Origin of the sequence: Rathayibacter sp. AY2B9, assembly GCF_002931595.1 — a bacterium.
In the GTDB taxonomy this organism is placed as follows: Bacteria; Actinomycetota; Actinomycetes; order Actinomycetales; family Microbacteriaceae; genus Rathayibacter.
The window spans coordinates 438,891-452,091 of sequence record NZ_PSUB01000001.1 but is presented as its reverse complement, the minus strand read 5'-3'; the positions used below and the strand labels follow the sequence as shown (position 1 = coordinate 452,091).

The window sequence follows — 13,201 nt, the reverse complement described above, 5'->3', positions numbered from 1 at the left end:
TCGCGGATCGTCGGCGCGGTGCTCGGCGCGGCTCATCCGCGATCTCCGTCCGTCGTCGTCGGCATCGATCGGCCGGCCGCCCGGTCGTAGAGGTCCTCGAGGTCGCGGATCCGCTCGGCGAGGTCGAACGAGGCGAGCACGCGCTCCCGTCCCTCCGCGCCCATCCGCTCCGCGCGGTCCGGGTCCCGGAGCAGGGCGGCGAGCGCCCCGGTCAGGCCGGGCACGTCCCCCTCCGGGACGAGCAGCCCGGTGACGCCGTCCTGGACCGCCTCCGGGACGCCGCCGTGGCGGTACGAGACGACAGGGACGCCTGCGAGCGCGGCCTCGAGGAAGACCATGCCGAAGCCCTCGGAGTCGCCTGTCGCCGCGGTCCGAGACGGTGCGCAGAAGACCGCGGCGCCGGCGAGGATGCGGGCGACCTCGGCGGGGGGCAGGGAGCCGGTGAAGGTCACCTGCAGGCCCAGCCGCGCCGCCTGCTCGACGAGCGCCTCCCGCAGGTGGCCGTCGCCGACGACGGTCAGGGGGACGTCGCGGATCGGTCCGGGGAGGGCGGCGACCGCCTCGAGCAGATCCGGAACGCCCTTCTTGTCGGTGAGGCGTCCGACGAAGACGATTCCCGCGCGCTCCGCAGCCGGTGCGGCCTCGGGGCGGGAGGTCGGGACGCCGATGTAGCCCACTCCGGTGCGCCGCGGGTCCGCCCCCAGGCGCAGGAGCCCGTCGGTGATGAAGCGGGACACGCCGATCACCGCGTGCGCGGTACGGAAGACGGTGCGGGCCTCGAGGGCGCGGTGAGCTCGGGCGAGGGGTCGGAGCAGGCGCGGAGCTCCGGTCGCGAGCGGCCAGCTGGTCACGTCGTAGCCGTGCCCCGTCACGACGAGCGGAAGGCGCCTCCTCCGTGCGTACCGGGCGATGGAGACGGCGTCGATGAGGAAGTGCGCGTGGATGAGGGCGGGCCGGTGCTCATCGACGATCGCGTCGAGCCGTCGTGACACTCCGAGCCACCGCAGGAGGAGGGACCGCCGCCCGCGAGGGGTGATCGGATCGTGCAGGACGATGTCCGTGCGGTCGTGGAGGACGCCCGAGCCGGTGCGCTCGAGGCCCACTCCGAGGGCGCGCCAGCGCTCGAGTCCGTGCATCTGATTGCGGACGAACGTCTCGGAGTCCTGCAGCCACGCGCGCTTCCAGACCAGGACCAGCGGCCTCTCGCCGGCGACGCCGCCCGCGTGCTCAGCGGACGGCACGGCGCACCCGGTAGCGGAGGGCCACGACCACGCTCGGCAGCACCCGCACGGCGTCGCCCAGATAGCGCCGCCAGAGCCTGCCGGGCTCCCGGCTGAGCCGGTGCGCCCACTCGAGGCCGAGGCGCTGCACCACGAGCGGCGCCCGCGGGATCTCGCCGGCGAGGAAGTCCACGGCGGCGCCGACGCCGAGGCACACCGCTCCCGTGCCGCCGACGGCGAGCAGGCGCTCGCGAACCTCCTCCTGCTTGGGGGAGCCGAGGCAGAGCGCGACGATGCGGACGTCGGCCGTGCGCAGAGTCGAGGAGAGGCGGGCGAGGTAGGCGTCGTCCGCGAGCTCGGCCGGCTCCGGCGAGACGACGACCGGAACCTGGAGCCCGGCGAAGCGCTGCTGCAGCTCGGCGGCTGCGCGATCGCCGACTCCGGGGCGTCCGCCGATGAGAGCGATCGGCGCGCCCTCGAGCGCCGCGCGACGGCAGACCTCGGTGAAGAGGTCGATGCCCGTCACGCGGCTCGCCGTGCGGTGACCGTACGAGCGGGCCAGCCAGACCAGAGGCGCCCCGTCGAGCACCACGAGGGACGCCCGGCCGTAGTACCGCCGGAACTCGCCGGAGTGCTTCCAGCGCACGAAGTGGTCGGTGTTCGGCGTGACGACCAGCTCGTCGCGGCCGCTCCGGGACAGCTCGAGCACGGCCTCCGCCGCCTCGTCGAGCGTGGTGATGCTGGCCGGCATCCGCTCGATGCGGCCGGTGATGTAGGAGGTCATGCCGGTGCTCCTCGGGGGTCGGTGCGGGAGGGAGGGAACGGAGCTGGTGTGCGGAAGGGGCCGGTCGCGGCCGCCTGCACGGGGACGGTCACGTCGTCCACCGGGTGCTCCTCCGATCGGAGAGCCGGCGGCGGGTGTCGTGCACGGCGTAGAGGATCCGGCTGAGCGCCGTGAAGGCGGCGGGGACGTGCTTGAGCACCAGCCCCAGGACGAGCAGCCGCGGCGACCGCGCGGAGCGGAGCACGCGGACGTCGCGCAGCGCCTCGGACCCGAGCCGGACGCCGGTCTCGACGAGCGCCGCGTCGGAGTTCTGGCGGATCGGGGTGAGCGCGACGGGGACGGCGTAGAACCAGGTCGTGAACCAGTCCGACAGCGGGCGCGGCACCTCCTCGAACGTTCGGGCGAGCGCCGCGCGCATCTCCTCGGCGCAGACCAGGAGGTTCCGGAGGTCCGGGTCGCGCCGACGGGTGATCGAGGACGCCGTGTGGACGTAGGAGTAGAGGATCTCCGGCACGAAGAGCACCCGTTCCGACGCCTGGACCGCCCGCAGCACGCCGACGAAGTCGGACTGGGAGCTCAAGCGCGGGAAGAGCTCCTCCTGCAGGACGGCGCGGCGGAAGAGCTTGTTCCAGAGGAAGCCGTGCAGGCGCCCGGACGCCATCCGCTCGAGAGCGAGTTCGGACGAGACCAGTTCGCGCCGGTCGAGCCCGTCGATCACGCGTCCGGAGGTCGACTGCCGGGTGCGGTAGAGCGCCCGGCAGACGACGACGTCGGCCGCCGTCCGCTCGGCCTCGGCGGTGAGGGTCCGGAGGATCTCCGTGTCCCATTCGTCGTCGACGTCCACGAACCAGACGAACTCGGAGTCGATGCCGTCGAGGGCGCGGTTCCGGGCGGCAGCGACGCCGCCGTTCTGCTCGAGGAGCAGGACCCGGGCGTCCTCGCGTCCCTCGGCCCACTTCTCGAGCACCTCCGCCGTGCCGTCCGAGGACGCGTCGTCGACGAGGACGACCCGCATCCCCGGTCCGAGAGTGAGTGCGAGCCGCGCGAGGAAGCCGTCGAGCCGGGCGATCGCGTTGTAGCAGGGAGCCACGACGGTCACCGAGTGCACGCCCCCGCTCACCGTCGGCCCCCGAGCTCGCGGTAGGCGGCGACGACGGGTCCGAAGACGGCGTCGGGTGAGGCGGCCTCGTCCACCCACGCCTTCGCGCGGTCGGCCTGCATCAGGAGCCCCTCGGGTCGCTCCAGAGCGGCGGCGAGGAGCTCGGCGATCCGCTCCCCGTCGGCGTCGGCGGGGAGCAGGAGGCCCCGACCGTCGGCGAGCAGCTCGCCCACACCGCCGACGTCGGTCGCCACGACCGGGCGACGGCGGGCCATCGCCTCCAGCATCACGAGCGGAGTCCCCTCCCACCGCGAGGTCGACAGGAGGAGGTGCGCCGCGTCCAGCGCTCCGGTCACGTCCGCCGACGGACCGGCGAAGTCGACCACTCCGGCTCCCCGGGCGCGCTCGCGCAACACCGGCAGCATCGGACCGTCGCCGAGCCAGGTGCCGGTGACGGGCCGGACCCGGGCGAGGGCCTCGACGGCCGCGAGGAAGCGGACCGGGTCCTTCTGCTCCGCGAGCCGCCCGATGCCGAGGACGCGGACGACCGGCTCGGCGAGTTCCGGCGCGCTCGCGGGCTCCGCGGTGACGTTCGCCGGGGCGTTGCCGGTGACCACGACGCGATCCTGCGGGCGGCCGTAGCCCTCGACGACCATCCGCCCCACGGAGGCGGAGACGGCGAACACCCGCCGGGAGCGGAAGGAGAGCGCTCGCCTGTCGATCCCGGGCAGCTCGGTGTGCGCGTGCTCGACCACGGGGACACCGAGCGCGGCGCCGACGAGGAGGGCCAGCAGAGCCTCGCGGCGCTGGTGGGCGTGCAGGACGTGCGGGCGGAACCGGCGGACGGCGAGAGCGAGGCCGCGGAGATCGGCCGCGAAGCCCTGTCCGGGTCTCGGCACCACGAAGACGGGCGACTCCTGCGCGGCGCGGTCGCTGAGCGGCCCGGGACGCCCCCAATAGGCGGTCTCGCAGCCGTGCTCGCGGCTCCACGCACCCAGGGAGAGTGCCACACGCTGCGCTCCGCCGTCCTCGAAGGAGTCGAGGACGTGCAGGATCCGCAGGGATCGGGAACGGGCGGCCCTCATGAGAGCGCCCCGTCGGGAACCGCGCCCGGGAAGCGGACGTCGAGTTCGGCCAGGACGGCGTCGACGTCGCGGCCCATCGTCCCGCGGTCGACGTCGTAGTGATCGGCGAGGAGGTCGACGACCTCGTCCCGGGGCCGGCGCTGCCGGATCACGGCCTCGAAGACCGAGGCGGCGCTCAGCGAGAGCACGATCGGGGGAACCGACGGGCGGGACAGGTCGAGCACGTAGACCTGACGGTCCGTGCGCTCGACGGCGAAGCGCTGGGCCGGCGGCGCGCTGCCTCCCTGCGCCTCGGCGGAGGCCTCCACCGGATGCACGGCGCTCGCCGCGGGATCGGACGAGGCCGGGAGGTCGCTCACCGGCGCCGTGGTCGCCGCGATCGCTTCGAACGAGGACGCCGGGCCCTGCTCCTCGCTGCGGCCGCTCAGCGCCACCCTGGCGAAACCGGTGAGGGCGGAGGGGAGGCCTCGGAGCGCCCGCAGGGTCCGCTCCCCCCGGAGCCGGAGCCGACGTCGAACCGTCGTCGCCTCGGGATGGCTCGCCTCGAGATCCGCGCGGGTGGGGAAGGCGGCTCTCAGCAGCAGGCCTCCCTTCAGGCGCCATGGAGCGGACGCCACGGCGTGCAGCCAGTTGAAGGTGTGCCGGTCGGAGCTGCGGCGCACGTCCCAGAGAGCCTGGGCGTGCCGGTAGCGCTCCTCAGGCGCGGCGGGGACTCCCCAGGAGGTGAGGAGCTCCGTCATCGGCGTCTGCGCGCCGAGCTCGACGGCCGCGTCGCGGATCGCCTCGCGCTCCTCGCTCGGAAGGCCGGCGCCGTGCGCCTTCAGAACCGCCAGCGCCGTGGTCGCCGAGGCGGAGCGCGCGCTGCGCAGCTGGTGCAGGGCGTGCAGCACGAGGTGGTGCGCGCGCCCGGGGATCCGCAGGGTCTCGTCGCTCAGCGGCAGATCCTCGGCGGCCGCCCAGAGGCGGTCGAAGACGATCCGCTCCTCCTCGAAGGCACCCGGGAAGGAGCGGTGGACGTCGACGTCGCACGGCCACGAGGGGTGGACGAGCGTGATCGAGTGGTCGACGAAGAGGGTCCAGCTGAGAGCCTCGGCGCGGCGGCGCCAGCCCATCGAGGCGAGCAGCGCGAGAGCCTCGTCGAAGCGCTCGGGGTCGACCCAGATGTCGACGTCGGCCGACGTCATCGGGGCGCGGACCCCCTGGCGGTGCAGACCCTCGCCCTTCACCACGAGGCTGCGGACGCCGTGCGTCCGCAGGGTGTACTGCACCAGCACGGCGGCCAGGCGCAGGGCGACGGCGTTCGGCAGCATCGCGTCGGCGGAGGCGCCGACAGCCGGGACCGGTTCAAGGGACACGGACGCGTCCCTCCGCGAGGGCGAGGATCTCCTCGGCCGCGACGGACCACGGGCGCTCCCGCGCGAGCTCGGCGGCCCCCCGGGAGAGAGCCGTCCACTCGCGTCGGAGCCGGTGGAGGGCGTCCTCGTACTCCTCGCGCGTCGCGTCGTCTGAGAGGACCACGCCCGCCCCCGCCGCGCAGAGATCGGCCAGGACGCTCGACTCGATCGCGAGGACCGGCAGCCCGCTCGCCAGCGCGTCGAGTCCGGCGGCCGCGCCGGTCGTCGACGGCGTCAGATGGGCGTACGCGTGGGAGTGGCGGAGCACCTCGACGACGCCGTCGCGGTCCTGCTCGCCGACGGAGCGCAGCCCCGATGCGAGGTCGTCGGCGATCCCGCCGCCGTCGTCGATCACGGTGACGTACTCGGTGCCGTCCAGCCGGGCGAGGAGATCGAGCCGCTCGGTGCCCCGGTCGAGGCCGGAGGCTCCCACGGCGGCGAAGCGGAGGGGCCCGTCGGGGGCGGACGGCGTCGGGAACGACGCGTCCGGCAGGCCCAGGGGCACGACCGTTCCCGCGAGGGCTGACGCGAGCCGCTCCGTCGGGGTGACGACGACAGCACCGCGGCGCTCCTCCTCGAACCGGAGGCGCGGGAGTGCCGGGAGGTCGTCGGCCAGGAGGACGGTCGTCGGAGCGAGCCCGGCGAGCTCCACGGCCGTCCCCGGGAGAGCCACCACGAGGTCGGGCCGCTCCGGAGCGAGCAGTCGGCGGGCCCGGCGCGTGACGACGGCGAGCCCGACGGACCCGGCGCCCCTCCGGCGGGCGGGCTCGAGGAAGCGGGCGAGCACGCTGGGGCGGAGCTCCGCCCCGCTGAACCCCTCCGGGTCACCGGTCACCACGACCACGCGGTGCCCCTGGCGGCGCCAGGCGCGCTCGAGCGGAGCCGCGTGCCAGGCGTCGAGGGCGACGATCCCGATGGTCAGCACGGGCGGACTCCCCCCGTCAGGGGGGATCGGCGGCAGGGACCGGGAGACGGGAGGAGCGCGGAGTCCCGCTGGTCGATGACCTCGTGCACAGGGCGGTACCTCTCTCCGTCGCGGCAGGCGGAGCCGCGGACGTCGGAGAAGTTATCCCCGTGCCCGGCGGCCTCCGAGTGGGAGGCGCGATACGGAGGCGGGAGCGGCGTGCGCGCCGCTCACGGAGTCGGATCGCGTCGGCAGCGGTCGCTCGACCGTCAGTCCCCGCCACGGGTTCCGCGCCCGCCGCACCGGCATGCGGAGGCACCGCGGCGCCGCCGATAGAGTCGGCTCCGTGACCCTCTCCCCGCAGATCTTCACGCTCCCCTCGGCGGTGCAGCGGACCCCCGCCGCAGCTCCTCACCCGGGGCTGCTCCGATGAGGGGCATCGTCCTCGCGGGTGGTTCGGGGTCGCGGTTGTGGCCGATCACCAAGGGCATCTCGAAGCAGCTGATGCCGATCTACGACAAGCCGATGATCTACTACCCGCTGTCGACGCTGATGATGGCCGGGATCGACGAGGTCCTCGTGATCACGACCCCCGAGTACAACGACCAGTTCCGCGCCCTGCTGGGCGACGGGTCGAGCCTGGGCATGCGGATCGAGTACGCCGTGCAGCCCTCCCCCGACGGGCTCGCGCAGGCGTTCCTGATCGGCGAGGAGTTCATCGGCGACGAGTCGGTCGCCCTGGTCCTGGGCGACAACATCTTCCACGGCACCGCCCTGGGCACCGCCCTCGCGGCGAACACCACGATCGAGGGCGCCGTCATCTTCGCCTACCAGGTCGCCGACCCGCGCGCCTACGGGGTCGTCGAGTTCGACGAGCACTTCCGAGCCGTCTCCATCGAGGAGAAGCCCGAGCAGCCGCGCAGCAACTACGCCGTGCCCGGCCTCTACTTCTACGACAACGACGTCGTGGCGATCGCGAAGACGATCACGCCCTCGGCCCGCGGCGAGCTCGAGATCTCGACGATCAACGAGCGCTACCTCGAGGCGGGGCGGCTGAACGTCCAGGTGCTCGACCGGGGAACGGCCTGGCTCGACACCGGGACCTTCGATTCGATGATCGAGGCGACGGAGTTCGTGCGCGTGATCGAGCAGAGGCAGGGGTTCAAGATCGGCTGCATCGAGGAGATCGCCTGGCGCAACTCCTGGATCGACGACGCCCGCCTCGCCGAGCTCGCCGCACCGCTGGTCAAGAGCGGATACGGCGCCTACCTCCACCGCCTGCTCAGCCTCGAAGGCGTGAACGCGGGCCGCTGAGCCCGGCCTCCCCCGACCTTCCCGACCTCCAGGAGCACTCGTGCGGATCCTCGTCACCGGCGGTGCCGGCTTCATCGGCAGCAACTTCGTCCACCTCACCCTGCGCGAGCGTCCCGACGCGCGGATCACCGTGCTCGACAAGCTCACCTACGCGGGCAGCCGCGACTCCCTCGCCCCCGTCGCCGACCGAGTGCGGCTGGTCGAGGGCGACGTCGCCGACGCCGAGCTGGTGGACCGGCTGGTCGCCGACGCGGATCTGGTGGTCCATTTCGCCGCGGAGTCGCACAACGACAACTCCCTGCACGACCCGACGCCCTTCCTCGCGACGAACGTCATCGGCACCTTCGCGCTCCTGCAGGCGGTGCGCGCGCACGACGTGCGGTACCACCACATCTCGACGGACGAGGTGTACGGCGACCTCGAGCTCGAGGACCCCGCGCGCTTCACCGAGCACACCCCCTACAACCCCTCCAGCCCCTACTCCTCGACCAAAGCCGCCAGCGACCTCCTCGTGCGCGCCTGGGTGCGCTCCTTCGGCGTGCGCGCCACGATCTCCAACTGCTCCAACAACTACGGCCCCTACCAGCACGTCGAGAAGTTCATCCCCCGCCAGATCACCAACGCCATCGACGGTATCCGCCCCAAGCTCTACGGCACCGGCGCCAACGTCCGCGACTGGATCCACGTCGACGACCACAACACCGGCGTCTGGGCCATCATCGACCGCGGCGAGATCGGCGAGACCTACCTCATCGGCGCCGACGGCGAGAAGAGCAACCTCGACGTCGTCACCCGCATCCTCACCGCCTTCGGACAACCCGAGGACGCCTTCGACCACGTCACCGACCGCGCCGGACACGACCTCCGCTACGCCATCGACTCCACCCGCCTGCGCACCGAACTCGACTGGCGCCCCCGCTACACCGACTTCGACGCCGGACTCGCCGCCACCATCGACTGGTACCGCGCCAACGAGGACTGGTGGCGCCCCGCGAAGGCCGCCACCGAGGAGAAGTACTCCGCTCAGGCCTGAGGCGGCCCGCCGGCGGGGATCAGTGCGGACCGACTCCGGTCGACACCCGGCCGGAAGGCCGCGGAGAGTCGCACGGGCCGGGCGTCCGCTTCGCGCGGGACCGACCGGACAGGACGATGCGGAGCAGCTGCAGCGGCTCGAGGAGGTAGCGGGCTGCGAGGCGGCGCGGGTCGCGCGCCAGGCGGAACAGCCACTCCACGCCCAGGGCGCCCATCCACCGCGGGGCGAGCGCCTGCGTGCCGGCGATGTAGTCGAGGCAGCCCCCCACGTTCGCGAACGCCGCCCGCGGGGCGAGGTCCCGGTTCTCCAGGATCCAGCGCTCCTGGCGGGGCATGCCCATCCCGACCAGGACGAGATCGGCACGGGCGAGCGACTCGGCGAGCGGCCGCTCGTCGCCGATGCCGTGCCACTGCTGGTCGAATCCGTCGTACGCGAGCCAGGTCATCCGGGACGTGCGGGCGGCGACCGCCTCCGCCGCTTTGGCCGAGGACTCCGGCGTACCGCCCACGGCGACCACCACCAGAGGCTCGTCGTTCTCGATCAGCGGGAACAGCCAGTCGGTGCTGCCGATGCGGTGCTGCGGAGTCAGAGGCGAGTCGACCGCCGTTCCTCGGGCGAGCGCCAGGATCGGCCAGCCGTCGATCAGCACGGTGTCGGCCTTCTCGCAGAACCGGCGGAAGTGCTCGTCGGTCTGCGCCATGTAGAGCCCGTGCAGATTGAGGTTCCCGATGATGCGGCCGCGGTGCTCGCCGGCGAGGATCTCGGCGATCATCTCCGGAGCGGTCCGGGCGTCCACATGACCAAGGTCGAAGGGGAGCGCAGTGCGCGCAGCGGCTGTCATGCGGTCTCCTTCACGGAGGTGACGATCGTCTCGACGCGGCGGGCCCACGAGTGCTCGGCCCAGACGTCGCGCTGACGGTCGGCGGCGACCCGGGAGAGCTCCGGCAGCGAGCGGACGCTCTCGGTGAGGACACTGCGCAGGTCCTCCTCTCCTGCCGAGTCGTAGCAGACGACGGGATAGCCCTCGCGCTGGAGGCCCGCCGTCACGTCGTGCCGGCTCGCGACCACCGGCTTGCCCGCGGCGAGGTACTCCCAGAGCTTCAGCGGGGAGAAGTAGCTGCCGTTGGCGCTGGAGTGTCCGGCGAAGCAGAGGTCGACGCCGGCGAGGAAGGCGGGGACGTCGTCGGGGTGCACCCGTCCGCGGAAGGTGACGCGATCCGCGAGGCCGAGCTCGTGGACCTGCCTCTCCAGGTCGGCGCGGACCGGTCCGTCGCCGGCGATGTCGAGGTGGACCTCGCCCAGGTCCTCCGAGGCCAGCAGTTCGACCAGCGAGGAGACGTTCTGCCACGGGTAGAGCGTGCCGAGGAACCCGATCCTCGGGGTGCGGGTCCCGTCCACGATCTCTGCGGGGCGGTGCACGGTGTGGTCGACGCCGTTGGCGACGACGAGGATGCGCTCCCGGGGGATGCCGTACCGGGCGGTGAGCTGGTCGGCGAGGGCGTCCGTGACGGCGACGATCAGATCGGCGCGGCGGAGAGTGCGTCCCTCCATCCACTCGGCGAGCGCGCGGCTGGTGGTCGCCCGTCGCTCGCTGGTCGCCTCGACGGCGAGGAGGGCGTTGACCTCCAGGACCCAGACGGCCCCGGTGGCGCGACGGGCGAGGGAGCCGAGCTCCTGGAAGAGCGCGTACCGCTCGTAGGCGAAGTCGGCGGTCGACCCGGAGACCCGGCGCTTCAGCTGGAAGCGCGAGCGCACCCGGGAGACCAGCCGGAAGACGTCGGTCGCCACGATGGACAGGCGCGAGCCGGACATGCGGCTCTCCGACCCCTGCCCGTGCACCGCCTCCGGCATCGCGTCGCCGACGATGAAGCGCTCGACCCGGACGCCGCTCTGCTCCAAGCCGTTGATCACGCCGAGAATGTGCGAGCGCGGGCCCAGACTCTCGGTGGAGGGCTTGGTCGACAGGCGCGGAGCGCCGGATAGATACAGTGCTTTCACGGGGCGGGGGTCTCCAGACGGATCACTTGACGGTAACACCGGGGAATTCGGGACCGAGACCGGTACGGCTACCCGTTGGGGGGTCATGACGGCGAGAATCGTTCACCTCGCCCGCGAACCCGTTCGATTAGCCTTTACCTCGGTTCGTCGAGTATTACAGACAGTGCGGGACGAGGGCATGACACCCGTTCGTCCGACCGACAATCGTCGGATCCCCGAATGGGACTCCATATCCTGAACACTTCGAAAGGGAATGACGCGTGACCGATCCGGCTCCGAAGAGGAATACCGTCCGAGTCCTCCTCTCCGTCGCTCCGCCGGACGGAACCACACGATTCGTCGACCAGGTGACGCGCTTCGCTCCAGAGGATATCGACTTCTCCTTCTTCTCCTGGAGAAAGGCTTTGATCGGCAGATGGGACGTGTTCCACGTCCACTGGCCGGAATTCCTGATGAGAGGGAGATCGAAGCCGATAGCCGCGGCGCGGACGGCATTGTTCGCGCTCTTTATCGCTCGATCGTCGCTTTTTCGGGGAAAAGTGGTCCGCACTCTGCACAATCTCGAGCCGCACGCCCCCGGGGGTCGCATCGAGACGGTGCTCCTGTCCGCTCTCGAGCGCCGCACGGACCTCTTCGTGACCCTGACGGGGGTGACGCCGGTGCCGCGGAGTACACGCTCCGTCCTCATCCCGCACGGCCACTACCGGGACGTGCTCCCGCTCGAGCACAGCGCCCCGATGCAGCCGGGACGCCTGCTGTACTTCGGCCGCATCGAGCCCTATAAGAACGTCGAGCGCCTGGTCGAGGTCTTCCGGGAGCTGGATGATCCGGAGCTCGTCCTCGGCGTCGTCGGCAAGGCGCCCGCCGCCCTCGCCGAGCGGATCGCCCGGGCCGCTTCCCTCGACGCCCGGGTCACGACGCGCTTCGGCTTCGTGCCGGACGAGGAGATGGTCGCCGAGATGACCTCGTCGCAGCTGGTGATCCTCCCCTACACCGAGATGCACAACTCGGGCATCCTGCTGGTCGCGCTGTCGCTCGGCCGACCCGTCCTCGTGCCGCGCACCCCGGCGAACGTCCTGCTCGCCGACGAGGTCGGGCAGGAGTGGGTGCGCATGTTCGACGGCGGGATCGACCGCGACGACCTGCTCGCCGCCGTCCGTGCGACCACCGATCTCCCCGCGTCGGGACCCGTCCTCGCGGGACGCGACTGGAGCGCCGTCGGCGCGTCCTACGCCCGCGCCTACCATCTCGCGGTCGACGCCCCCGTCGCTCGTGCCCGCCGAACAAGAGGGACCTCATGAGCACCCGCATCTTCGTCAACCCGAGCGGCCAGAAGGAGAACCTGGGCGACTCGGTGCTCCGCCGGGCGTACCTCGACGCACTGCGCGATCAGGGACAGCTGCACGTCTACGCCGGCACCCACTCCGCGTACGTCTCGGGCCTGGGCCTGTCCACGGAGGACGTGGTCTACCACTCCCGCTCGAGCTGGCTCCGTGCCGCCCTCGCCGTCGGCCCGCGCGGCTCCCGCATGGGCTTCGCGCTGAACGCGGGCGAATGGGTCCTCGATCGCCGCTTCCTCGTCAACTCCACCTGGCAGACGGCGCTGCTGACCCGCTCGCGCCTCGGCGGCGGCCGCCCCGTCGCGCTCGGCATCGCGCTGCGGCGGGACCAGGGATCCCTCCCCCGCCGGTGGTTCCGACGCATGCTCTCCCTGACCGGGACGATCAGCTGGCGCGACCCCGACAGCCGTGCCGATCTGGGCGTCGGGACCGTCGCTCCGGACTGGGCCTTCGCGCTGGGCAGCGCGCCTGAGCGGTTCCGTCCCGCGGATCAGCGCCGCACGATCGCCGTCGCGCTGAGGGGAGACCGTCCGGCCCCGACCGCGGTCTGGCTCGGGACGGTGCGCGCACTCGCCCGCTCGCTCGACGCCCGCATCGTCGTCGTCGATCAGATGCAGGAGGACGAGCAGCGCTGCGCCGAGCTCGCCCGCGACCTGGACGGCACCGTCCTGGGCTGGGACGCCTCCGTCTCGCACGCCGACCACGAGGAGCGGGTGCGCGAGCTCTACCGCGACTGCGCCGCGGTCGTCAGCGACCGGATCCACGCCCTCATCCTCGGGATGACCGAGGGCGCCGTCCCGATCGGCTTCACCACGAGCGACCCGGAGAAGGTGCGCCGAACGTTCGCCGCAGTCACGACCCTGCCGGTGGCCTTCGCTGAGAAGGACGTCACCGGCGAGACCGACGCCGTCGAGCGGGCGCAGGCACTGCTCGGTCAGAGGGACCGGCTCCTGGCCGACCTCGCTGTCGGGCGGGAGCGCCTCGCCGGGCTCCGCAGGTCGCTGGCCCTCTGACCGCCGGGGCGCCCGGG

At 72.6% G+C, this 13,201-nt stretch carries 12 protein-coding genes; 4 read left to right on the top strand and 8 right to left on the bottom strand.

Features of this window, described 5'->3' with window-relative positions; genetic code table 11:
• Positions 1–32: 32 nt before the first annotated feature.
• From C5C25_RS02145 to C5C25_RS02120, 6 genes are all read right to left on the bottom strand, one after another.
• Complete coding sequence (locus C5C25_RS02145) at positions 33–1,241, bottom strand: glycosyltransferase (protein ID WP_104249581.1); 1,209 nt, start codon at positions 1,239–1,241, stop codon at positions 33–35.
• Complete coding sequence (locus C5C25_RS02140; protein ID WP_104249580.1) at positions 1,228–2,004, bottom strand: WecB/TagA/CpsF family glycosyltransferase; 777 nt, start codon at positions 2,002–2,004, stop codon at positions 1,228–1,230. The genes C5C25_RS02145 and C5C25_RS02140 overlap by 14 nt, the downstream gene beginning before the upstream one ends.
• Positions 2,005–2,092: 88 nt before the next feature.
• On the bottom strand, positions 2,093–3,112 hold the full coding sequence (locus C5C25_RS02135) for a glycosyltransferase family 2 protein (protein WP_181065441.1): 1,020 nt from the start codon (positions 3,110–3,112) through the stop codon (positions 2,093–2,095).
• A gap of 8 nt (positions 3,113–3,120) precedes the next feature.
• Entirely contained in the window at positions 3,121–4,188 is a 1,068-nt protein-coding gene (locus C5C25_RS16235; protein WP_146079413.1) for a glycosyltransferase family 4 protein, read from the bottom strand.
• Entirely contained in the window at positions 4,185–5,543 is a 1,359-nt protein-coding gene (locus C5C25_RS02125) for a PqqD family peptide modification chaperone (protein ID WP_104249578.1), read from the bottom strand. Before C5C25_RS02125 ends, C5C25_RS16235 begins: the two co-directional genes overlap by 4 nt.
• Positions 5,533–6,507: a hypothetical protein gene (locus C5C25_RS02120; RefSeq protein ID WP_104249577.1), complete on the bottom strand. Its 975-nt coding sequence runs from the start codon at positions 6,505–6,507 to the stop codon at positions 5,533–5,535. Before C5C25_RS02120 ends, C5C25_RS02125 begins: the two co-directional genes overlap by 11 nt.
• 408 nt (positions 6,508–6,915) lie before the next feature.
• On the opposite strand from C5C25_RS02120, the gene rfbA reads away from it, so the two are divergent.
• Positions 6,916–7,800: a glucose-1-phosphate thymidylyltransferase RfbA gene (gene rfbA / locus C5C25_RS02115; RefSeq protein WP_104223010.1), complete on the top strand. Its 885-nt coding sequence runs from the start codon at positions 6,916–6,918 to the stop codon at positions 7,798–7,800.
• Positions 7,801–7,840: 40 nt separating this feature from the next.
• Positions 7,841–8,833 carry a dTDP-glucose 4,6-dehydratase gene (gene rfbB, locus C5C25_RS02110; protein WP_104223009.1) on the top strand — a complete coding sequence of 331 codons (993 nt, stop codon included), beginning with the start codon at positions 7,841–7,843 and terminating at the stop codon, positions 8,831–8,833.
• A gap of 19 nt (positions 8,834–8,852) precedes the next feature.
• Here rfbB and C5C25_RS02105 read toward each other — a convergent pair whose 3' ends face one another.
• Entirely contained in the window at positions 8,853–9,674 is an 822-nt protein-coding gene (locus tag C5C25_RS02105) for a WecB/TagA/CpsF family glycosyltransferase (RefSeq protein WP_104249576.1), read from the bottom strand.
• On the bottom strand, positions 9,671–10,918 hold the full coding sequence (locus tag C5C25_RS02100; RefSeq protein WP_104249575.1) for a glycosyltransferase: 1,248 nt from the start codon (positions 10,916–10,918) through the stop codon (positions 9,671–9,673). Before C5C25_RS02100 ends, C5C25_RS02105 begins: the two co-directional genes overlap by 4 nt.
• 509 nt (positions 10,919–11,427) lie before the next feature.
• Between C5C25_RS02100 and C5C25_RS02095 the strand changes: the two genes are divergently transcribed.
• Together C5C25_RS02095 and C5C25_RS02090 are read left to right on the top strand one after the other, a co-directional pair.
• The gene (locus tag C5C25_RS02095; RefSeq protein ID WP_181133612.1) at positions 11,428–12,132 is read left to right on the top strand and encodes a glycosyltransferase; all 705 of its coding nucleotides are present in this window, start codon (positions 11,428–11,430) and stop codon (positions 12,130–12,132) included.
• Positions 12,129–13,184 (top strand): polysaccharide pyruvyl transferase family protein, encoded by a 1,056-nt coding sequence (locus tag C5C25_RS02090; RefSeq protein WP_104249573.1) that lies wholly within the window; start codon positions 12,129–12,131, stop codon positions 13,182–13,184. Before C5C25_RS02095 ends, C5C25_RS02090 begins: the two co-directional genes overlap by 4 nt.
• Positions 13,185–13,201 lie beyond the last annotated feature (17 nt).

Coding starts and splice junctions, on each gene's coding strand:
- C5C25_RS16235 (WP_146079413.1), bottom strand. CDS start 4,188: ATGAGGGCCGCCCGTTCCCGATCCCTGCGGATCCTGCACGTCCTCGAC.
- C5C25_RS02090 (WP_104249573.1), top strand. CDS start 12,129: ATGAGCACCCGCATCTTCGTCAACCCGAGCGGCCAGAAGGAGAACCTG.
- rfbA (WP_104223010.1), top strand. CDS start 6,916: ATGAGGGGCATCGTCCTCGCGGGTGGTTCGGGGTCGCGGTTGTGGCCG.
- C5C25_RS02105 (WP_104249576.1), bottom strand. CDS start 9,674: ATGACAGCCGCTGCGCGCACTGCGCTCCCCTTCGACCTTGGTCATGTG.
- C5C25_RS02140 (WP_104249580.1), bottom strand. CDS start 2,004: ATGACCTCCTACATCACCGGCCGCATCGAGCGGATGCCGGCCAGCATC.
- C5C25_RS02100 (WP_104249575.1), bottom strand. CDS start 10,918: ATGACCCCCCAACGGGTAGCCGTACCGGTCTCGGTCCCGAATTCCCCG.